The organism is Flavobacterium subsaxonicum WB 4.1-42 = DSM 21790 (assembly GCF_000422725.1).
Lineage (GTDB): Bacteria > Bacteroidota > Bacteroidia > Flavobacteriales > Flavobacteriaceae > Flavobacterium > Flavobacterium subsaxonicum.
Genome location: NZ_AUGP01000017.1, coordinates 300,139 through 321,705, shown reverse-complemented (window position 1 = coordinate 321,705; position 21,567 = coordinate 300,139). Strand labels below are relative to the sequence as shown.

General features: G+C 43.1%; 20 protein-coding genes. 12 read left to right on the top strand and 8 right to left on the bottom strand.

Annotated features, from left to right (window positions below):
- Nucleotides 1-5 precede the first annotated feature (5 nt).
- Nucleotides 6-536, bottom strand: a complete 531-nt coding sequence (locus tag G509_RS0104255) for a YciE/YciF ferroxidase family protein (protein WP_026990390.1) — start codon at nt 534-536, stop codon at nt 6-8.
- Between the two features lie 4 nt (nt 537-540).
- Nucleotides 541-828: a hypothetical protein gene (locus tag G509_RS0104250; protein ID WP_026990389.1), complete on the bottom strand. Its 288-nt coding sequence runs from the start codon at nt 826-828 to the stop codon at nt 541-543.
- A gap of 463 nt (nt 829-1,291) precedes the next feature.
- On the opposite strand from G509_RS0104250, the gene G509_RS0104245 reads away from it, so the two are divergent.
- The gene (locus tag G509_RS0104245) at nt 1,292-2,146 is read left to right on the top strand and encodes a hypothetical protein (RefSeq protein ID WP_026990388.1); all 855 of its coding nucleotides are present in this window, start codon (nt 1,292-1,294) and stop codon (nt 2,144-2,146) included.
- Here the strand turns inward: G509_RS0104245 and G509_RS0104240 are convergent.
- Nucleotides 2,129-5,851 (bottom strand): metallophosphoesterase, encoded by a 3,723-nt coding sequence (locus G509_RS0104240; protein WP_026990387.1) that lies wholly within the window; start codon nt 5,849-5,851, stop codon nt 2,129-2,131. The genes G509_RS0104245 and G509_RS0104240 overlap by 18 nt on opposite strands.
- Before the next feature lie 27 nt (nt 5,852-5,878).
- Here G509_RS0104240 and G509_RS0104235 point away from each other — a divergent pair, with 27 nt between their 5' ends.
- Nucleotides 5,879-7,063 carry a Pycsar system effector family protein gene (locus G509_RS0104235; RefSeq protein WP_026990386.1) on the top strand — a complete coding sequence of 395 codons (1,185 nt, stop codon included), beginning with the start codon at nt 5,879-5,881 and terminating at the stop codon, nt 7,061-7,063.
- A 69-nt stretch (nt 7,064-7,132) separates the two neighbouring features.
- Here the strand turns inward: G509_RS0104235 and G509_RS0104230 are convergent, their stop codons facing one another.
- Entirely contained in the window at nt 7,133-9,505 is a 2,373-nt protein-coding gene (locus tag G509_RS0104230; RefSeq protein ID WP_035738467.1) for a GAF domain-containing protein, read from the bottom strand.
- Nucleotides 9,506-9,638: 133 nt separating this feature from the next.
- On the opposite strand from G509_RS0104230, the gene G509_RS0104225 reads away from it, so the two are divergent.
- From G509_RS0104225 to hemL, 3 genes are read left to right on the top strand one after another with little or no spacing between them, the layout of a single operon-like run.
- Entirely contained in the window at nt 9,639-10,529 is an 891-nt protein-coding gene (locus G509_RS0104225; protein ID WP_026990384.1) for a 1-aminocyclopropane-1-carboxylate deaminase/D-cysteine desulfhydrase, read from the top strand.
- Between the two features lie 3 nt (nt 10,530-10,532).
- The gene (locus tag G509_RS0104220; RefSeq protein ID WP_026990383.1) at nt 10,533-11,501 is read left to right on the top strand and encodes a glucosaminidase domain-containing protein; all 969 of its coding nucleotides are present in this window, start codon (nt 10,533-10,535) and stop codon (nt 11,499-11,501) included.
- A 2-nt stretch (nt 11,502-11,503) separates the two neighbouring features.
- A complete protein-coding gene (gene hemL, locus G509_RS0104215; RefSeq protein WP_026990382.1) occupies nt 11,504-12,790 on the top strand; it encodes a glutamate-1-semialdehyde 2,1-aminomutase in 1,287 nt (428 codons plus the stop codon).
- A 50-nt stretch (nt 12,791-12,840) separates the two neighbouring features.
- Here hemL and G509_RS0104210 read toward each other — a convergent pair whose 3' ends face one another.
- Nucleotides 12,841-13,227, bottom strand: coding sequence for a hypothetical protein (locus tag G509_RS0104210; RefSeq protein WP_131450706.1), 387 nt, complete (start codon nt 13,225-13,227; stop codon nt 12,841-12,843).
- A gap of 80 nt (nt 13,228-13,307) precedes the next feature.
- A complete protein-coding gene (locus tag G509_RS21430) occupies nt 13,308-13,778 on the bottom strand; it encodes a Spy/CpxP family protein refolding chaperone (protein WP_131450707.1) in 471 nt (156 codons plus the stop codon).
- Nucleotides 13,779-13,817: 39 nt separating this feature from the next.
- On the opposite strand from G509_RS21430, the gene G509_RS0104200 reads away from it, so the two are divergent.
- The 7 genes from G509_RS0104200 to G509_RS0104170 all read left to right on the top strand — a co-directional run bounded on the left by G509_RS0104200 (nt 13,818) and on the right by G509_RS0104170 (nt 19,453).
- Complete coding sequence (locus G509_RS0104200) at nt 13,818-14,255, top strand: hypothetical protein (RefSeq protein ID WP_244877496.1); 438 nt, start codon at nt 13,818-13,820, stop codon at nt 14,253-14,255.
- A gap of 38 nt (nt 14,256-14,293) precedes the next feature.
- A complete protein-coding gene (locus tag G509_RS0104195) occupies nt 14,294-15,160 on the top strand; it encodes an AraC family transcriptional regulator (protein ID WP_026990379.1) in 867 nt (288 codons plus the stop codon).
- Nucleotides 15,161-15,283: 123 nt separating this feature from the next.
- The gene (locus G509_RS0104190) at nt 15,284-15,652 is read left to right on the top strand and encodes a hypothetical protein (RefSeq protein WP_242604855.1); all 369 of its coding nucleotides are present in this window, start codon (nt 15,284-15,286) and stop codon (nt 15,650-15,652) included.
- Nucleotides 15,653-15,758: 106 nt separating this feature from the next.
- The gene (locus tag G509_RS0104185; protein ID WP_026990377.1) at nt 15,759-16,583 is read left to right on the top strand and encodes an MbnP family protein; all 825 of its coding nucleotides are present in this window, start codon (nt 15,759-15,761) and stop codon (nt 16,581-16,583) included.
- Entirely contained in the window at nt 16,573-17,634 is a 1,062-nt protein-coding gene (locus tag G509_RS0104180; protein ID WP_035738465.1) for a cytochrome-c peroxidase, read from the top strand. The genes G509_RS0104185 and G509_RS0104180 overlap by 11 nt, the downstream gene beginning before the upstream one ends.
- On the top strand, nt 17,634-18,584 hold the full coding sequence (locus G509_RS0104175) for a transporter family protein (protein ID WP_026990375.1): 951 nt from the start codon (nt 17,634-17,636) through the stop codon (nt 18,582-18,584). Before G509_RS0104180 ends, G509_RS0104175 begins: the two co-directional genes overlap by 1 nt.
- A 113-nt stretch (nt 18,585-18,697) precedes the next feature.
- Complete coding sequence (locus G509_RS0104170; protein ID WP_035738463.1) at nt 18,698-19,453, top strand: hypothetical protein; 756 nt, start codon at nt 18,698-18,700, stop codon at nt 19,451-19,453.
- A 47-nt stretch (nt 19,454-19,500) separates the two neighbouring features.
- On the opposite strand, the gene G509_RS0104165 is transcribed toward G509_RS0104170, so the two are convergent.
- Together G509_RS0104165 and lysS are read right to left on the bottom strand one after the other, a co-directional pair.
- Entirely contained in the window at nt 19,501-19,749 is a 249-nt protein-coding gene (locus G509_RS0104165) for a hypothetical protein (protein ID WP_026990373.1), read from the bottom strand.
- Between the two features lie 107 nt (nt 19,750-19,856).
- Complete coding sequence (gene lysS / locus G509_RS0104160; RefSeq protein ID WP_026990372.1) at nt 19,857-21,551, bottom strand: lysine--tRNA ligase; 1,695 nt, start codon at nt 21,549-21,551, stop codon at nt 19,857-19,859.
- Nucleotides 21,552-21,567 lie beyond the last annotated feature (16 nt).

Below are 21,567 nucleotides of genomic sequence, written 5' to 3'. Positions count from 1 at the left end.
TGTTATTAAATTTCTTTATCGGCCGCCTCAATATTAATGTGCGACTCTGCAATGCCCGACATCAGCAGGTCGGTACCTTTTTCTTCTTCCAGCGTTTGCTCCAGCAATACCACAACATCTTCTTCGCGAAGGGCCAGTGCATAGGCCCTCATGGTGCCGTAGCAGGCAATTTCGTAATGTTTAAGCTTTTGCAGCACAGCAATAATGCCGGCATCTCTAACAACACCCTGCTGGGTAGACTCTATAAAGCTTTCGGCCTCTTTTACAAGGCATTTAATGGCCTCGTACGGTTCGGCCTCGGCAGCAATGCCAATAGAGGTAAATATCTTTTCCAAACGTCGTACATGGCCACAGGTCTCATCCATATGGGTTTTTAAAAGCGTTACAAGGTCTTTAGAATACGATTGTATAATAATGCCGTGCAACATATCGTGCATAACACCTTCTGCCCAATACAGCTCTTTAAGTTGTTGTTCAAATAAGCCCCGCAATTCCTGCGTTTGGCTATGGTCTTCTTTAGCTGTATTGGTTTGCATACTATTATTGTTTTACGGGTTGCTGTGCTTCTTGTGTTTTAGTAACGGCGGTATCGCTTGGGGTACCGGTTTCTAAACCTTCGCCTTTTTTATTATTATTCCTGCTGGATGGAAACTGGTTTTCATGGTTCTCGTGCTCCATGCCCTGTTCTTCCGGATTATATATTTTGCCCACTTTGGCCTCTTCGCGGGCTTCGGCTTCTTTACGTTCGTCTTTTTTCTCGCAGGATGTTAGCAATGCAAGAGCGGCTAAACCCAAAAAGGCAGCTTTAAAATTAGGTTGCTTTTTCATAGTGGTGGTATATTATATTGATAAAGTTACCAATAGCATATTGCAATACCGTTACAATTAACGCATGATTAACACCAAATAACCCTTATTAATTAGTGCAGATTGTCGTGTAAAACATTCATTTTAACGTTTATTTTGGTTTTAATGTAAATTTATTTTGCACTCAGTGTATGTTTGCTATTAGAATATATGCACGCACATATTATTGGTGCATTGCCGCTATTTGTACTTAAAAGAGTTATAAAAAGTTTAGTACACTTTTGAAATATAAAACACAATGCAGCGCCCTTGTACAACGGGGCAATGCCAACAACACTTTTTTAGTACTTTGATTTTTTTTAGTAGTGGAGACCATCGGTACATAACCGATGGTTTTTTTTATGGCCTATTCTTAAATCAACCCTAAAGTTTGGTATTTCTATTAAATTGCGCAGTAATTTTACAGGAAAATACTTTAGTTTATATGAAATCCATCTATATAGCCCTTGCGGCACTGGTGCTTATGTCGTGCACCACTTCTGACACTCCATTAAAAGTAATTGCCAACCTGCCGCTTAAAGAGGTATCGGGTATGGAATATGTAAATAATTCGTTGTGGGTATTGCAGGACAGCGGCGACGAAAATCGTATTTATAATATTACCGAAGCCGGTAAGATTACTAAAGAAGTAATGGTTGCCAATGCCAAAAATGTTGACTGGGAAGACATGACCGCCGATAAGCAGGGTAATATTTATATTGGCGATTTTGGTAACAACAACAACGTGCGCCAGGATCTTACCATCTATAAATTAGAGGCCAACAGCCTGGACAAAGTGGCGTATAAAATTACGTTTAACTATCCGGAGCAAACGGAATTCCCTCCCAAAAAATCGAACTGGGTGTTTGACTGCGAATCGTTTTTTGAGCACAACGGTAACTTTTATCTGTTTACAAAAAACCGTAGTAAAGGTTTTGATGGCACCGTTGGCGTTTATAGCGTGCCTAACAAACCGGGTAACCATGCTGCAAAATTACTGGGTAACATTGCAACCTGCAACAACCACCGTAAATGTGCTATTACCAGTGCCGATATTAGCCCCGATGGTACCAAAGCGGTACTGCTATCCGGAGGTAAAATATGGATGCTGACTAACTTTGGCGCCGGTGCTTTTGCCGATTGCGATATTAAGGAGATCGACCTTAACCACGTATCGCAAAAAGAGGCTATTTGCTTTAAGGATAACGACAACCTGCTTATTGCCGATGAGAAAAAAGGCAACGAGGGCAAAAAACTCTATACCGTTAAAATATCTGATTTACTAAAAACCAAAGGTTAAGCCAAAGGCCATACGGCCGCCATCGCTCCCCCTAAAATAAGTAACCCTCGCTGTAACGGCATCTACGGCATTTAGCCATAGCCCACCGCCGGCGCTTTGGTGCCATTTGTTGCTGGTATCGTTATTTAGCCAAACGCGGCCATAATCGTACCCGCCCAGTATACCGTATTTAAGAGGTACAAAGCTGCTTTTCCATTTGCCAATGGTAAACCTTAAATCGGTACTGTGGTAAACAGATTGCTTGCCCGTAAAACGCTCGCGCCTGTAGCCACGCAAATCAAGATCGCCGCCAAGGGTAGCGGCCTGGTAAAACTCAAAATTATTATTAAAAAGTAATTTTGTTTTAACCGACGATGCAAATACCAGCCTGTCATCGGCCGTAAGCCTGTGCACAAAAGTTATACCCGCCTCAAGGTGCGGAAAATTACGCTTAATCTCGTCTAAACTGGTTTTCCATCCTGCCGATAAAAAGAACGACATGCCCAGTGCCGGCAGCGACTTATTATCAAAATTTGAGAAACTGTACAGTGCCTGAACCCCTGCATACTGGCGGTGCTCAAAAAGGCGCTCTGCAATGTTGCCCGGCTGGTTTACAAAACGGTTGCGGCTGCCGTCTATCTCTATGGTTTCAAACGGTGCCTGAAATTCTATAAAGCTGCCGTTTCTGCTCTCGCTAAAAAACGAAGGCGCAACCTTTAGTATCTGCATTTTAACCCTGTTGTAATTCAGCCCCAGGTCGTCATCATAATTTGGCGTTGTGTTGCCCATGCCGAAATAGTTAATACTAAAATTAGGACTCGTAAAACGAGCATCTAACGCAAAATTCCAACGGCTGGCAATATTCATAAACACACCACGGTACGATACGTCAAAACCATTGGTGGCTGCAAAATAATTTAGCCTTACGGTATGCCTGCGCGAAAATGGCCTGCGGTTAAAGTTATTTACGGTATAATTAAATATAGCGCCAAATTTAGTACCATCATCCGGGTTATAGCCAATGGTAGGGTAGCCTGCTATAAAGTTATATTTAGGTTTTTCGGGGTCGTAAGTGTTGGTTTCGTAATCGTTGGTAAGTAGCATTTGTGCTTTACCCTCGTTATTATAAGTGTTGGGCTTGCTTTTAAAATCGTATATTTTAATGTTCTTGCCGTTCTCTACAGTATAGGTATCGTGGTTTTGCCCACCCAATAGCCTGAGTAAAATAGGCTTTTTAGGTTTGCCGGTAACCTCAAAAGTATCATCATCATTAAGGCCGTAAATCCAGATTTCTTTGGTTTGTTTTTTGTTGTACGTATGCGAATGTACCAATACCTCGCCATCCTTTTTAAGGCTGTACACCTTAACATCGGTATCGCCGGCAGGCATGCGGGTAATAACAAAACGCTCTTTTTTATCGGTACCGGTAATAAGTACTGTTTTTAGCAGTGTTTCGCGATAATCTAATGCAAAACGCTCCAGTTTGGCGCGCCTTGCCTTAAGTTTGGCTTTAATATCGTCTGATATTTCGTCCTGCATCTCGGCTGGCAATCCGGCAAAAGCCTTATCTATAGCCTCATCGGTAAGGCTTTGTTGCAATGCTTTGGCCTCATCCAGCCACACCTGTTCTCCGGCCTGTTTTATAAAGGCAAGGTCTAAGGCATACGGTTCGCGGTTTAGCCATTTAATATTGCGCTCATCTTCTTTAAAAGTATGCATGTGGCGAAGCCCGGGAATATTCATAAGGATGGACAGCAACGCACCATCGTATTTAGGGAACGCCTGGTCGCGGTCGCGCGGAATAGGGCGGTACACCACACTGTCTTTCTCTTTGTAACGCGCCCAGCGCCACTGGTCGCCGTGGCGGTCCCAGTCGCCTATAAGCATATCAAACAGTCGCACGCGAATGTAAGCGCGCTCGTCTATTTTGTACTTGCCGTCCTTACGCAGGTTAGCATAAACATCATCAGTGCCATCTATGCCATCGGGTTTGCCAAAGCTGGCCAGGTCTTTAAACTCGTCTATAGGGCGCTCTTCAACCATGTACAGCTCATCGCCAAACTTTTCGTTATTTTCTTTAAGCGGGTTTTGTTTGGGTATGTAGTACAACTCCGGATTGGTATGATAAATGCCTGCTGTTTCTTCCAGCTCGTCTACAATAAACGGGGTGTAGGGGTGTGCCGTGGTGTAAAAATCTAATAAGAAACTTTCGGCAAATGTGTTGTCAAAATCATCGCCCACGTAGCGGTCTTTAAAAGCGGTAGCCTGCAAAAAACGGGTAGCACTCTTTTTAATGCCGCGCATAACATATTCTTTACCGTCTTTATCTACCAGCCTAAGCGAGTTACTCTGGTGCCCGCCACCCGCACGGCCCGGGGTTAAGCCACCGTATAGCGTATCTATGGCAAGGTTTTGCACCGTTACCGGCCTGCTGTATACTTTGCTGTAATGGGTGCCGAATAAAAACCTGTAAAACCCGCTTTTCATTGTCATTTGCGGGGTGTAGACCGATGTGGTTGTGGTAGCCGGAAAACTCTCAGGGTACTGTTTTAAAACAACAGGTGCTTTTTGCAGCATTGTTTTTTCGAACAGTTTTTCGTCTTTACCGTTTTTAGTGCTGTAGTAGGTAACTTTTGCCAGGCCGTCTTTAAATACGTCTAATATGGCATAACCGTTGGCGCCGTAGCTAAAATCTTCGGGGTTAACGGCTTTGGCTGCCTCTTCTTTAGAACCCGACCCGCTTACTATCTGGTGTATATTATCTTTGTGGATGTACTGCAAATTATGGTCGTGGCCCGATACCACCACCACATTGGTTTTATCCTGAATCAATGTCTGGATCCTGCCGGCAAGCGTGCCGTAAACGCGGCTTTGCTTATCCTGTGTGCTGTAGCCCGATGCCTCGCGCGCCAGGTTTATCATAGTGCCCAACACAGGCAAGGGTATTTTATATTTTAGGGGGAATAACTGCTTTTCTGCCGAAAATTGCCCGCCATGCGTACCATTAGTCATTAACGGGTGGTGGATGGCAAGTATTACTATTTTATCCTGGTTTTTATTCAGCAGGCTTTCCAGTTCGGTAAACATGCCCTCGCGGGTTTTAATGGTGCAGTCGTCGTTTATGGTAGGGTAGTTGTCCCAGTCTTCTATAAACCACTGGCTGTCTATGGTAATAAGCGTAATATTGTCGTCTATTTTAACATCGTCTATACCGCAGCCTTTTTTGGGTAAAAAGCCGTCTTTTTTTTCAAGCTTTGCATTAACCAGTTTGGATTCTTCTTCCAGGCCTTTAAGTCCGTGGTACCAGTCGTGGTTGCCGGGTATAAAATGCACATTGCCTTTAAAGCCGGTAGCCATTTCCAGCTGGCTGTTTAAAGACGCCTCGGCCTCTTTACGGTCTTTATGGCCTTCGGGCGGCATGCCTAACGGATAAATGTTATCGCCAAGGTATAAAAGGGTGGCATTTTTGCTTTCGGTGGCAAGCTTTGGCTTTAAGATGCCTAAAAGCTGCTGCGAGTTGGGGTGGGTGGCATAGCCGGCATCGCCCACAAGGTAAAAACGGTGCATAAGTTCGCCGGGCTTCAGGCTGTCCGGTGCCGGTGCAAGAGCCTCTTTTCCGTACTGTGCATGGTGGGTAGCGCAGGAGTAAAGGCAGGATAAAATAAATAGAAATAAGAAACGTTTAATATTTCTTACAGTACTACGGTTTACCCAAAAGAATTTCATAAATTGGTAGTGTTAATTTCAGTGCACATGAATTTTGTTGAAAATGCCGAAAGCTACGTCTTTCACTTATTCAAAGATAGGTTATCTCCGGATTATATATACCATAATTTTAACCATACTTTACGGGTTGTAAACTACGCGGCTATTATTGCCAAAGAAGAAGGTGTGGCTGATGCCGATGCCGAAATGGTTATTTTGGCAGCATGGTTTCATGATGCCGGCTATGTAGACGGGCCAACAGACCATGAGGAACGGAGCGCTGTTATGGCCGAGAAATACCTGTTAGAAAAAGGCTATCCGGCAGATAAGGCGGCTACCGTGGCACAGCTTATACGCATTACAAAAATGGAGGCTGAGCCCCAAACGCACCTTGAAAAAATTATTAAGGATGCCGATTGCTCGCATTTTGCCGAAAGCAATTACACATTGCTATCTGAACTGCTTCGTGAGGAGTGGAAGCTAACCCAGCATAAGTTATATACCGATTTAGAATGGTGTGCCGGCAACCGCAAGATGCTGTTGATGAACCACCGTTTTTATACCACCTATGGCAAAGAAAAGCTGCAACCGCTTAAAGAGGCCAATATTGCATCATTACAAGGCATAATTAACGAGCTGGAAACAGGAAAGAAAAAAGTACCTAAAGACAAACTTAATAAAAAGAAGCTTGAAAAGTTAGACAGGCCAGACCGTGGTATCGATACCATGTTTAGGGTTACCCTTAATAACCATACCCGCCTGAGCGAAATTGCCGATAGCAAGGCCAACATACTGCTCTCTGTAAATGCTATTATAATATCTATTGCTTTGGGTAGCATTATACCCAAACTGGATGCGCCGGCCAATGCACACCTTATTATACCAACGTTTGTTATGATGCTTTTTAGCACCACCTCTATAGTTTTTGCCATACTCTCTACAAGGCCAAAGGTTACTACCGGTACTTTTACCCGTAAGGATATTGATGAGCGAAGGGTTAACCTTTTGTTTTTTGGTAACTTTTACAAAATGCCTTTAGAAGAATACGAATGGGCCATTAACGATATGATGAAAGACCGCGATTACCTGTACAACGCCATGATTAAAGACCTTTACTTTTTAGGTAAGGTATTAAACAGAAAATACAACCTGCTGCGCATTACCTATAATATATTTATGGTAGGTATACTGGCATCGGTAGCGGCATTTGTAACCGCCTTCTGGATGCTTTAAGCACGTACGATATTAATATCAATAACAAAAGGCAGCCAATTGGCTGCCTTTTGTGTATAAAGTAAAGTTTTATTTATGCGATAATTCTTTTAAAAGGTCTTCATAGCTGTAAGTTCCTTCGGGCCTTTGCAGGTTGTTGTAGCTAACTTCAACACGCAGGGCTTTAAGCCCGGTTACGCCTTGCAGGTCTTCTACATCAAAACTTTCTATAACGTTGCCCAGCATGTTTTGGTGCTGCAAAAACTGAATATACCTTCGGTATTCTGCCTCTTCCTTTTTCTGGGTGTACACAATAGTTATTTTGCCCTTTTGGGTAATACGCTCTTTGGTGCCTTTAATGTTAGATTTATCAATACGTTTTTTAACCACCTCATAGCGGGCGTTATACGTGCCATCTACGTCAAAACGTTTTTCGTCCATACGGAAACGTATCGAGATAGGCGAACTAAACACCAGTATTAGCGATGTTACATCCAGCTCATACCGTAACGATGGTTTAAGCTTGTAATATTCGTTCTCCATTTCGCACATGGCCTGCAACTGCCATAACCTAAGGTTATTTAGATAAAGCGGGTTGTAGGAATGCTTGGGCGATATAGATGCCCCAATGTATAGGTTGTGCTCTACACCATCGGTTTTAAAACGCTCGTAATAGTGCGGAAAGAACTGCTGCGCCTGCGCCTGTTTTTCATCCAGTACCGCAGCCATTTGCTTGTTGATTACCGACAGGGTATCATCAAAATCTTTACGGCTTTCGTACACCATTTTTACCTTGCTGTCCAGCGTGCCAAAATATTGGGCAATTTTATCGTGAATGGCACTATTAGCCGAATCAAAATGCTGTATAACCGGGTGTACTTCGTTTATAATATAATTTTGTACTGTAGCTTCGGTATCGGCTTTCAGTTCTTTTTTTAGTTCATCTTCAATACTTTCCAGCTCATAAATGTGCTGTTCTATAAGCGGCAGTTTTTCCTGCTTGAAGATAAAACGGAAGAGCGACAACAGTTTGGTTATCTGTAGGGCAAGGTCCTTCTCGGTCGACTCGTTACGCGCAGTCGACGATCCTTTAACGTCTATCTGGCCGTAAAGCGGGTATACTTCCCTAAAAACAATCTCCTTAAAATTCTCGCGGTTGTTGCGTTTATTAACGTGCGTAAGCGCTTCTTCCCTAAACTTCCAGTACACACTGTGGTGTATGGCCGTATATTCTTTTTGGATAATAGCGTCTACCTCGTTCTGCAATTCAGAGTAGTAGCGTTCTATAGTATCGGTTAGAAACGGCAGTATATACTCCAGTTTGTTGGCATTAATACTGTTAAGCTCCCTTGGGCGGGCCGAAACCAGTTCTATAAACCCGTACATTTTATTGTTCTTAATAATAGGGGCAAGAATAATGCTCCTAATATTTTGCGAAAGCAGGTGCTTTACCAAATCGCATTCCGATGGGTGTTTTACCTCATACGCTTCAACGTCTGATATAATCAGGTATTTGCGTTGTTCCAGCAACTCATCAAGCGTTTCGCTGCAAAACATATTGTTGCAGTTAATCTCTTTATTATCGGCTAAAATGTGGCTCTTAATATCGGCAAAAGGTGCCAGCTTAAATAAGTTGTCTTCGGTGCTTACCTCGGTAAAACCAATGCGCAGGTCGGGTATTTTGTAAATCGACCTGAATATCGCCTCAAAATTGCCTTCGTTTACCTCGGCAAAATCATCACTTACAAGCAGGTTGCTTTTAAGGCTCGATATGGCACTCTCGGTAGTGGCATCAAATAACGATACTATGGCAAAGCCTTTAGATATCCAGCTTTCTTCGGGAAATTTCTCTTTCCAGAGCGCAACATCATCAAAGTTATCCATTAACAATACCACATCCTCATCGGTAATATCAATAGCTTTTTCTGTACGGATAATTTCCATAAAATCGCCATTGTACATAATGCGGTAGTGTTTCATAACCCCTTCAGCATCCGGTATATCATAAAACAAAGGCTGGCTAAAATCAAAATGATAGCCGTAATAGCTGTTTAGTATCAGGCAACAGCAAAAAACGTAAAACTGGTTATCTTCAAAATTACGAATGGTTTTATTAAAATCCTGACCGGCGTCGTTCAGTATTTTTTTAAAGCGTGCTGTATGGTTAAAGGTTGTATTAAAAAAAGGTATAGATGCAGCCTTAATTTCGTTGTTAGTTAGCGCGGTAGGAAAAAGGTCGGCTAAAAGGTTTTTAATCAGTTTTTCGTGCTTATCCAGTAAGGAGAGATCGGTAATACCATCACGAAGCTCAGGGTAGGGGGCCGTATGGGCAAGCAGTGCCTTGGCGTAATCAGATCTATAATCTACGTCAGATTCTGCAATTTCCTCCAGTGTTTCCAGCACCTTATGAAAAGATATCTTTGCAATAAGGGGGCTGCTATAATGTTCATCTTCAATTTTCATCACATTGCAAATAAGAGTACAAAGATACTAAAAATTAACATGTAGTATCTTAACATAGATCAACTTATGCCAATATTGCATTTTTAGCTAAAAGGTAATTTTATAGCCCCGTTTTTTGTGTTTACTTTGCATAATGAATCACGTTATACCTCTAAAATTTAACAATAATATAACGCTTACCGTAAAGCGCGAAGATTTACTGCACCCGCATATATCAGGAAATAAATTCCGGAAGCTAAAATACAACATACTTCAGGCTAAAGCCGAAGGCAAAACTGCGCTGCTGACTTTTGGTGGGGCCTTTAGCAACCATATAGCCGCAACCGCAGCCGCAGGTAAGGAGTATAACTTTGCTACTATAGGCATTATTAGGGGAGAAGAACTGGCCCATAAAATTGCCGATAACCCTACGCTTACTTTTGCACAACAGTGCGGCATGCAGCTGCATTTTATTACCCGTGAGGCTTATAAAAATAAAACCGAACCCGATTTTATTGCTAATCTTATCCAACAATTTGGCGATTTTTACCTGTTGCCCGAAGGCGGAACTAACGACCTCGCGGTTAAGGGCTGCGAAGAGATTTTAGATGCTAACGATGCCAATTTTACACACGTTTGCTGTGCGGTAGGCACAGGCGGTACCATTGCAGGGATCATCAATTCGGCGGCAGAAGGGCAAAAAGTTCTTGGTTTTCCTGCACTTAAAGGTGCGGGTTTATTAAATGATATTTGTAAATTTGCGCCTAAGGGCAACTGGGAGCTGGTGGAAGACTATCATTTTGGAGGATACGGCAAAGTAACCGAAGAACTGATACTGTTTATTAACGATTTCTATGTTAAAACCGGCATTCTGTTAGACCCTGTGTATACGGCAAAGCTGTTTTTTGGCGTTATAGATTTGGTAAATAAAGGCTGGTTTGCGCCAAACTCTAACATTTTGCTTATTCATACCGGTGGGCTCCAGGGTATTGCAGGCATGAACAAAGAACTTATAAGAAAGAAACTACCTATAATAAAATCGTAAGATATGTTTAAAAAAATTTTAGCTTTTGTATTGTTAAGCCTTATTGTAAGCTGCGGAAGCTCTAAAAAGCACTATATACAAACAACTAAAAACGGTACGGCAAAAAATAGCCGTAAAAAGAAAACAACAACTACTAAAACGCACACTGCAACCGCTTCGAACTCTAAAAAAGACGACCGCGAAGTTGAGGTGCTGGAATCTACCTCTAAAACCGTAGTATATTCAGATCTTGTAAAGCAATACGTTTTAGATTATAAAGATGTTGCCAAACAAAATATGAAGAACCACGGCATACCTGCCAGTATTACATTAGCGCAGGGCATATTAGAGAGTGGTGCGGGTAAAGGTACACTGTGCGTTACGGCCAACAACCACTTTGGTATTAAATGCCATAACGACTGGACCGGCGATAAAATTTACCACGATGATGACTCTGAACAGGAGTGTTTCAGGAAATACAGCCAGCCATCAGAGTCGTTTAACGACCACTCGTTATTCCTTACTACAAGGGGGCGTTATGCTGCTTTATTCAAATTAGAGAAAGACGATTACGAAGCCTGGGCTAAAGGTTTAAGGTCGGCAGGCTATGCCACCGACCCAAAATATCCTGAAAAGCTAATTGGCCTTATAGAGCGTTACGAACTTGCAAAATACGATGCCGAAGTTTTAGGCAACAATTTTACGCCGGTTGTTAAGGCACCTGTAAAAGCACCGGCACCTACCCCTAAACCGTCAACCCCTGTAACGGCTCCGGCTCCTGTTGTTGCGGCAACACCGGCCCCGTCGCCAAGTGTAGTGCAGGCCGTTGCCCAGGCAGACGAAACCATTGCTGTAGGGTCGTACAAAGTAGTGCAGGGCGACACACTGTATTCTATTTCTAAAAAACACAACACCACTGTAGATGCGCTTATACAATTAAACGGGCTTAACGGCAACGCAATTTCTATAGGGCAGGTACTTAAAGTAAAATAATTATGTTATACCAACGTAGCAGCCAGCTGTTTGCCGAAGCAGAAAAGGTAATACCAGGCGGCGTAAACTCGCCCGTACGTGCCTTTAGGGCCGTAGGTGGCACACCAATTTTTATTAAAGAAGCAAACGGCCCGTATCTTTATGACGAAGACGGTAACCGTTTTATAGATTATATTAACTCGTGGGGCCCTATGATATTAGGTCATGCTTACGAGCCTGTTGTAAACGCCGTTATAGAGCGTGCTAAAAAAGGTACATCGTTTGGTGCGCCTACCGCCCTGGAGACCGAGATTGCTGCCTTAGCAGTAGCTATGGTGCCCAATATAGATAAGATACGTTTTGTAAACAGCGGTACAGAAGCCTGCATGAGCGCAGTGCGTTTAGCGCGCGGATTTACAGGCCGCGAAAAAATTATAAAATTTGCGGGTTGCTACCACGGGCACTCAGACTCGTTCCTTATACAGGCGGGTAGTGGTGCAGTTACGTTTGGTACGCCCAACAGCCCCGGTGTAACACAGGGTACGGCTAAAGATACCCTGTTGGCTACCTATAACGACCTCGATAATATTAAAGAATTATTTGCGGCCAACCTTAACGATATTGCCGCGATAATTATAGAACCTGTTGCGGGCAATATGGGCTGCGTGCCACCTGCCAAAGGCTTTTTACAAGCCCTGAGGGAAATTTGCGATGTTAACGGTGCCTTACTTATTTTTGATGAGGTAATGACGGGCTTTAGGCTTGCAAAGGGCGGCGCACAGGAGCTTTACGGCATTAAAGCCGATATTGTTGCTTACGGTAAAGTTATTGGCGGAGGGCTGCCTGTTGGCGCTTTTGCGGCCCGTAACGAGATTATGAATTACCTTGCGCCAATTGGTCCGGTATATCAGGCGGGTACCTTATCGGGTAATCCGTTGGCAATGGCAGCAGGGTTAGAAATGCTTAAGGCATTAAATAACGATGCAGCTATATTTACAAGGCTCGAAGAAAAAACAGCGTATTTAGAAGCAGGCATCCGTAAGATATTGGATGATGCAGCGATTGCTTATACCATTAATAGGGTAGGCTCTATGATATCGGTACATTTTGATGCCAGCCCGGTAACCGATTTTAAATCGGCTGCCAAAGGCGATAACGAAACGTTTAAGAAGTTCTTTCACGGCTTGTTAAACGAGGGGGTTTACATAGCACCATCAGCCTACGAAACATGGTTTATTACCGATGCCCTAACGTACGATGATCTCGACTTTACATTAAGTGCCATACAAAAAGTAGCGGCCACGTTATAAAAGCAAAAAGCTCCCGAAAGGGAGCTTTTTTATTATGGTATAACAATTTCTTAGTGAGTAAGAGTGTTAAGCAATTTAGTGTTCTGATCAAGTTTTGCCATTTGCTCAGGAGAAAGTGTAGCTCTTAATTTAGCTTCGATAGTTTGAGATACAATATCTTTGCGCTCTTTGCTAAGTGCAGCATCACTTAATAATTCGTGTTTGTAAGCAAACAGGCCTTTAAGGCTTTGTCTGTCGGCATCCTTAAGCGGAATAAAACTGTTTAAAGATTCTACATCGCTAATAGCAGCTTTTTCAATAGTAGCAGCTTTAGCAGTTTGTTGAGGTGTAGCAGTTGAAGCAACAGCAGCAGATTTTACTGCAGCCTTTTTTTGCTGGGCATTTGCAGTAAAGCCAAATCCAAGCATGATAACGAAAAGAGCAATTATTTTTTTCATGATAAACGATTTTTGTTTAGTGTTTATAACGTCAAATCTAATTAATTTAGAAATCATCACAAAACTTTAACACTAAAAATTTATCTTCTGTTGTGCTTTTTAAAGTTTTTTTCATGTTTCGCAACTTTTTCATGCCTTTTTTCTTTTTGAGCCTCAAATTTTTGATATTGCTCTGCCGTAAGAATTTTTTTAATTTCTCTTTTCATGGCAATCTGGCTGTCCAGTTTTTTTGTCATCATTGCAAAGCGTTCATCTTCAGTTGGTTTTTTGCCGGCATCTTTATTTGCTTTATGTTGCGCCATAAATTGCTGCCTTTGTTTTGCATCATTTAAAAATAAAGCCTGCAGGTCTTTTTGCTGCTTATCGGTAAGGTCTAAAGCAAGGGTAAGGTGCTTAACTTTAAGTTCGGTTCGTTGTTCGGGCGTAAAATGGTCACGCTGTTCCATGCCGTGGTGTTTACCTTCAGGACCTCTCTGCGGCCTGCCTTCTCCCGGCTGCGCATTCATTGCAACTCCCATCATCATCGCCATAGCTAAAATCCAAGTTTTCATAATTTTAATTTTAATAAGTTATGCAGGTAAGACAGCCCAATGGCAAAAAGGTTTAATTTAAGCCGCAATAAATTTTTTAAACCAGCCCGTGCCACGTACATTTGCAACGTGAAAAATGCTGTTTTTATAGTAGTATTTATGTTACTGGCGCGGCCGGTTATGCCTGTATTGGAGTACATTCTTAACTATGACTACATAGTTAAAGAGCTGTGCGTAAACAAGGCAAAGCCGCAAATGCACTGTAACGGCAAGTGCCATCTTATGAAAGAGCTTGCCAAAGCTGCCGAAAAAGAAAAGCCGGCATCAGACAAAAAAGTCGCCACCCAACAGGCCGAAGTTCTGTTTCTTACCTCTACTACTAATTATACTTTTAAAGCGTTGCCCGTTATTTTTACACAAAAAAATAGCGTTGGTTACCATAATTTATATACCTCATTAATTAGCGTTGCTGTTTTCAGGCCGCCGGTTAACGTATAAAACGCCACAGTTTTATTCATTAATCAATACCGTATTACATGCAAACCGTACAAGTACCCGTTTGCAACCTTGGCGTATTTGGTAATCATTCTAAAAAGTTCTGGATGGGCAATGTGCAGTCGTTATTGCAACAATTTCCTATCCTGGCACAGCCGCACAAGCACGATTTCTATGCCTTTCTTGTACTGGATAGGGCCAGCGGAGAAGTGCGTATAGACGGGCAGGCCGTTGCCGCAGGCAACACAATGATTATTATAATTAAACCGGGTTGTATAAATAGTTTTGAATTACCCCAAAATGCAACAGGCACGCTTATTTGCTTTGCCGAAGAGTTTTTTTCGTTGCGCTATAACAACAATATACTAAGCCAGTTCTCTTTTTTAGAGAGGGAAGCACAGCCGGATATTGTGCTTACTGCCTCACAACACAGCCACCTGCAAAAGCTGCTGGAGTTTTTGTTGGGCGAGTTTATAGAAGAACGCAAGGAGAGCGAAAAGGTAATGCGCTCGTACCTAAACATCTTTTTGTTCGAGATGGAGCGGTTGTATAATCCGTTGCAGGTGGCAAAAAGCCCTACGCTTAAGCAGGAAAAAATGCACCTGTTCCAAAAGCTGATCGACCGTAATTTTAAAGAAAAGAAACTACCCTCAGACTACGCCGATATGCTTAACGTTAGCCCTAACTACCTGAATAAGATATGTAAGGAAGAAACGGGCCAAACGGCGGGCGACATCATAAGGCGGCACATTATAGTAGAGGCGCGCAGGCTGCTGCATTACACCAATTATTCGGTAAACGAAATTGCCGATAAGCTGGGTTTTGGGCATGCTTCTTATTTTGTAACTTTCTTTAAAAAGCAGACCCAGCAAACGCCGGAGCTGTTTCGCCGCAGCCAGAATGCCTAAATTTTACCTTTACACTGCGGTTGGTTTAGATAATCAATCTATTTGTTTTGCTTTTCGTAAAAGGCACTGCAATAGCTTGTGCGTAACCAATAATTATATCCTGATACCCTATACTTTTGCACTGTGAAAAATCTTATAACCATAATAGCCTTTTTGATGTTGCTAAAGCCAGTACTGCCGGTGGTTAGCTACATGGCTAATTACGATTATATTACAAAGGTGCTGTGCGAAAACAAGGCAAAGCCGCAAATGCATTGCAACGGCAAGTGTCATTTAATGAAAGAGCTGGCCAAAGCCGCCGATCAGGAAAAACCGTTATCTGAAAAAAAATCATCGCATATTGAGACCGAAGTCCTATTTTGCCAGGCTTTTGCTGATTATACTTTTGCCCATTTTACCAATGCAGTAAAAAAGAACACACCGGTGTACCGTAATTTATATTCGCATTTAAATTGTGCGCCGGTGTTTCATCCCCCGCTTGTTATTTCTTAAAGTTTTAATTACCTGATGGTTAATGTGTCATCAGTGCTCGCATTCGCAACGCTTTATAGCTGTTGTGTGCATGCTTATACTTTAATTAATAATTTTTTCCAGACAAATGAAATTTAAACTACAACATATTGTGGCCGCTATGGCCGTGGCTACAACTTTGGTATCGTGTAATAATGATGATGATACAACCGCCGTATCGGGCACAGGAGATGCCGAGATATTTTTTGACAACTCGGTTAACGGAGACGACCTTTTGCTCAATACATCGGCCTACACCAACTCTAACGGCGAGTCGCTTAAAATTAACCGCCTTAACTATATTGTAAGCAATTTTGTGCTTATTGCCGAAGATGGTACCGAGGTGGTGTATCCTAAAGAGAACAGCTATTTTATTATAAACGAGGGTGCTAACAGCACTACAGTGCATTTAGAGGGCATGCCTGCCGGTAATTACACTAAGGTAAGGTTTGGCCTTGGGGTAGACCAGCAACGCTATCTGCAGGGCGAAACCGCCCAGCAAAGCTTCTGGGACCTGGCCGCTGCCAGCGAACTAACGTGGACATGGAGTACGGGCTATAAATTCATCAATTTTGAAGGTACGTTTACATCGCCCCAAACCGATGGCGAAAAGACATTCCAGGTACATCAGGGTAGCAATACCGCTACTGATAATTACCGCGAAATTACCCTTACGCTACCCAACACCGCCCGCGTACGGACTGACGAAACCCCAAGCATTCACCTGATTGCCGATGCTAATGTTATATTAGATGGTGCTACCAAGATCAGGCTTTTTGATGCCCTTAATACCGCCAATACCGGTGCGGCTATTATGGGTGGGCAGGGCCTTATAGATATTGCAAACAACACGCTGTCAATGTTTAAGGTAGATCATGTACACAATGGAGCAGGCGATCATCATGAAGAGTAAGTGCCTCAAAGTACTGTTTGCGCTGTCCTGCCTGTTGCTTGTTTCCTGTGGTAACAACGATGATTATCAGGCTGTAGCCGAAAGCAATAACCGCCTTGCGTTTAACGTACCGTCTAACTTTCCGCCACTGGCTCAGGATATTGAGTACAATTACCCGACAGAGAAGGGTTTTGAGCTGGGCAGGAAGCTGTTTTACGATGGCCGCCTTTCGGCAGATGGCACCATATCCTGCTCTTTTTGCCATGAACAGGGTTATGCCTTTACGCACCACGGGCACGACTTTAGCCACGGTATTAACGATCAGGTAGGTACGCGTAACGCCCCGGCAGTACAAAATATGGCATTCCAAGCGGAGTATTTTTACGACGGAGCCTCTAACAGCCTGGAAATGTTATCTATAGTGCCCATCCACAACCCTGTGGAAATGGCTGAAACCTTGGAAACCATAGCCGTTAAGTTACAGGTAGATAAAGAGTATGTAAGGCTGTTCTCGCTGGCTTTTGATGGTAGTGGCGTAACATCGGGTAATATATTAAAGGCTTTGGGTCAGTTTATGACGATGATGGTGTCGTCTAACTCTCGGTACGACAGGTATGTACGCAACGAGCCGGGCGGCAGCCTTACCGCGCAGGAGTTGCAGGGGTTAGGGCTGTTTCAGGCCAAATGTGCTACCTGCCATAAAACCGACCTGTTTACCGATAGTGCCTTCCGTAACAACGGTTTACCGCCAAATCCTAATCTTAACGATCTGGGTAGGGAAGTTGTAACCGGCTTTACTACAGATAGATACAAGTTTAAAGTGCCCAGCCTGCGCAATGTAGAAGTTACGGCACCCTACATGCACGATGGCCGCTTTGGGTCGTTACAGTCAGTGCTTAATTTTTATGCCGGTGGAGTGTTGTATTCCAGTACTTTAGACCCTGTTTTGAACCAGAACGGTACACTGGGTATACCGCTATCGCAGGAAGAAAAAGACGCGATCAGCGCCTTTTTAAAAACACTTACCGATACCGATTACATAAACAATCCGTTATTTTATTACCAAACCTAATGAAAAATTATATAGTATTTTTACTACTTTTTGTCGCTCAATTTGCCTCGGCAAGCCCTAAAGATTCACTTTCGGACTTCGACTTTGCTAAGTACATGTACGATTTTGATGATTGCGATGCATGCGGCTGTTCTGCCAGCGGAGGGGGCATGGGTTTTAGCTCTATGATCGATAAAAACTTTGTGGGCGTCCGTTACTTTTACCAAAGCTACACCAGCCGCGATGGTATCTTTAAAAACTCACCCTGGGTAGATGAAAATTTCAACACCATGCAGGTGTGGGCCAGGGTGCCGGTGTTTAAAAACTTCCAGGTGTCGGCGCAGGTGCCGTACCACTTTCATAACCGCAACCTCGCTACCGGGCACCAGGAAATTAGTGGCCTGGGCGATATTACCGTCCTGGGGCTCTACACCGTATACCAAACCCAAACCGACAGCACGGCCTTTAGCCAGAACCTGCAACTGGGTGGCGGTGTAAAAGCACCTACCGGCAAGTACGATGGCGCTAACAACGGCAGTGTTAACCCAAGCTTTCAGGTGGGTACCGGCAGTTGGGATTATATTCTTGCTGCCGAATATATTGTTAAACACGGCAGCGTGGGGCTTAACGCCATGGCTAATTACGTTTTTAAGACCGAGAACAGCCAGCATTACCAGTTTGGCGACCAGTTTAACTATGCCGGCACGCTTTTTTATATGGTTGAAGGCAGCAAATACACCATTGTACCCCAATTGGGCCTTGCCGGCGAAGTATATGCCACCAACAGGCAGTTTAACGAAGATCTGCCCGATACCAAAGGCGACATCCTTTTTGGCAAGCTGGGTGTAGAGGCCGGTATGGGTAAATTTTCTGTGGGTGTTAACGGCATGCTGCCTATTACCCAGAATTTAACCGGCGGCAGGGTAGAGGCCAACTACCGCTGGTCTGTAAATCTTAATTATAGCCTGTAGCCAACGTTAATAAATAGTTACTATTGTTAAGGGTAGTGCATACTAAAAAGCTTACAGAATAGTTATCTTTGTACAACCAATTTACTATACAGTACCACCTTATTATAATGACTATGAGGGTTATTACAAAAATTTCTGTAGGCACCGAAAAAACGGTTACCGCAACAGAGGTTATCACTAAAACCAAAGCCGGCGCCAAGCAAAAGATATTTTACTCTAACAGGGTGGTAGATACCCGAAAGCAGGCAATACAGTCTATAGAAAAGGCTGTTTTTTACGCATTGCTGTTGTTTATGGCCGTATTTTTTATAAAAGAAGACGCTGTGCAGGCTTTTTCTGGCAAGACCACTAATGCTCATTTGCTAATCGACGGACTGCAAACGGTACTACTGGTGCTGTGCAGTGTTGTTGCCTTTGCGTACAGCTTTTCTAAGCGCAGCGATAGCTACCAAAGCATTTTTGCACTGCTATTTGGGTTGGGGTCTTATGCGCTTTTAATAGAGCAGGGCACGCTTTTTATAAGCACATCGCACTATGTGTTATGGTGCATAATGGCAGCAGTTATTGTTTTGTTTACGGGGATGCAGTTGTACAGAAACAGGCATTTTTTGGTACACGATTTCGAGATGTACTTTAAAACTAAGAGTTATCCGGTTGCATGGCTGGCGGTACTGTCTATAATATTTTTGCCGTATATGTTTAACGACGAGGTGTTTATGAAATCACACCTAAGTGAGATGCCGGCCAGTTTTGGCGAAATGCTGACGGAGTATGTGCAAACTTTTGGCTATGTGTTTTTCCTTATCGCTATTACAGAGCTTGTAATCAAGGTAAAGCAACAAAACAAGATAGAAGATATTTTTAAATAGCATTCAATTGCTATAAAAAGTAAGGCTGCCAATGGCAGCCTTACTTTTTATATATGAAATTCAAACGGAAATTTTGCTTCCAACTCTTGTATGCGGGCTGTGTCGGTACGCACCTCAGTACGTTCGGTAGTTTTAGTAATGCTAAAATCATCCTCCAATACCTCCTGATATTTTACAGTCACAAAAGTATCATACGGCACTGATTTAGACCAGTTGCCCGAATCGGTTTTAGAGTTGCCATCTACCCACCCGTGCGGGGTTAGGTGCCAGTAGGTGTATTCGCTGCTTATAGCCATGTTTGTGTTTTTAATCTGAATCCTAAAGTAGTAAATCTAAAAATAACAGGCATAAAAAAAGCTGCTATAAATTTATAGCAGCTTTACAATATATCAGTTTTAAGGTGTTATCCTTTAAATTCTACGGTTTTAGTATCGCCCTCAAGGGTAACTTTTACAAGGCCATGTTTAGCAAGGCCTTTCATGGCAGCATCCCACTTTTTACCGCTTAAGCCTGCCTGTGTTTTAAGGGCATCAAGCGCAAGCTGGCTGCTTACTTTAAGTATCTCGGCAATAGCCTTTTCGTCGTCGGTAAGCTCTACAGCTTTTTTCTCTGCCCTCATTTGCGGAAAGAACAATACCTCTTGTATCGATGCATTGTTGGTTAAAAACATAATAAGCCTGTCCATACCAATACCAAGGCCACTTGTAGGCGGCATGCCGTACTCCAGGGCACGTAAAAAGTCGTTATCAATAAACTGGGCAGCCTCAACATCGCCACGTTCAGATAGTTTTAGCTGAGCCTCAAAACGCTCGCGCTGGTCTATAGGGTCGTTAAGCTCAGAGTAAGCATTGGCTACCTCTTTACCACAAATCATAAGCTCAAAACGTTCGGTAAGCTCCGGGTTATCGCGGTGTACTTTACAAAGCGGGCTCATCTCTTTAGGATAATCGGTAATAAATGTAGGTTGTATAAAGTTACCCTCGCATTTTTCGCCAAAAATCTCATCAATAAGCTTGCCTTTGCCCATAGTGTCATCAACCGCAATGCCCATGCCTTTAGCGGCTTCAAACAGCTCAGCCTCGGTCTTGCCTGTAATATCAAAACCGGTATATTGTTTAATGGCATCGGTCATGGTAACACGTGCATAAGGCGCTTTAAAGCTAACCTGGTGCTCGCCAAAAGTAACATCGGCCGTATCGTTAACCGCAATGGCGCAATGCTCCAGCAGGTTCTCGGTAAACTCCATCATCCAGTTGTAGTCTTTATAGGCTACATATATTTCCATGGCAGTAAATTCAGGATTGTGCGTCCTGTCCATACCTTCATTCCTAAAATTCTTAGAAAACTCGTAAACACCATCAAAACCACCCACAATAAGGCGTTTTAGGTATAATTCGTTAGCAATACGCATGTAGAGCGGCATATCTAAACTATTGTGGTGTGTAACAAACGGCCTTGCAGCAGCACCGCCCGGTATTGGCTGTAGTATTGGGGTTTCTACCTCAAAATAGCCTTTATCGTTAAAAAAGCTGCGCATGGCATTAAACATTTTGGTTCTTTTTACAAAAACCTCTTTAACCTGCGGGTTAACCACAAGGTCTACATAACGCTGGCGGTAACGCAGTTCGGGGTCGCTAAAGCTGTCAAACACTTTGCCATCGGCATCTGTTTTAGGCATTGGCAACGGGCGAAGCGTTTTGCTTAGCAGCGTTAACTCGTGCACACGTATCGATTTTTCGCCTACCTGCGTAGTAAAAAGCTCACCTTTAACGCCCACAAAGTCGCCAAGGTCAATCAGTTTTTTAAACACCTCGTTATAAAGGGTTTTGTCTTCGCCGGGGCAAATTTCGTCGCGGTTAATATACACCTGCACACGGCCTTCGCTGTCCTGGATTTCGGCAAAAGCAGCCTTGCCCTGAACGCGGATAGACATTAAACGGCCTGCTACAACCACCTTCTTACCTTCAGAAAAATCTTCCTTAACCTGCTTAGACGTAGTGTCTACAGGATAAAGGTTTGCCGGATAAGGATTGATGCCGAGGTTTCTCAGCGAATCCAGTTTTTCTCTGCGAATGATTTCTTGTTCTGAAAGCTGCATGGTTATTATGTTTTTA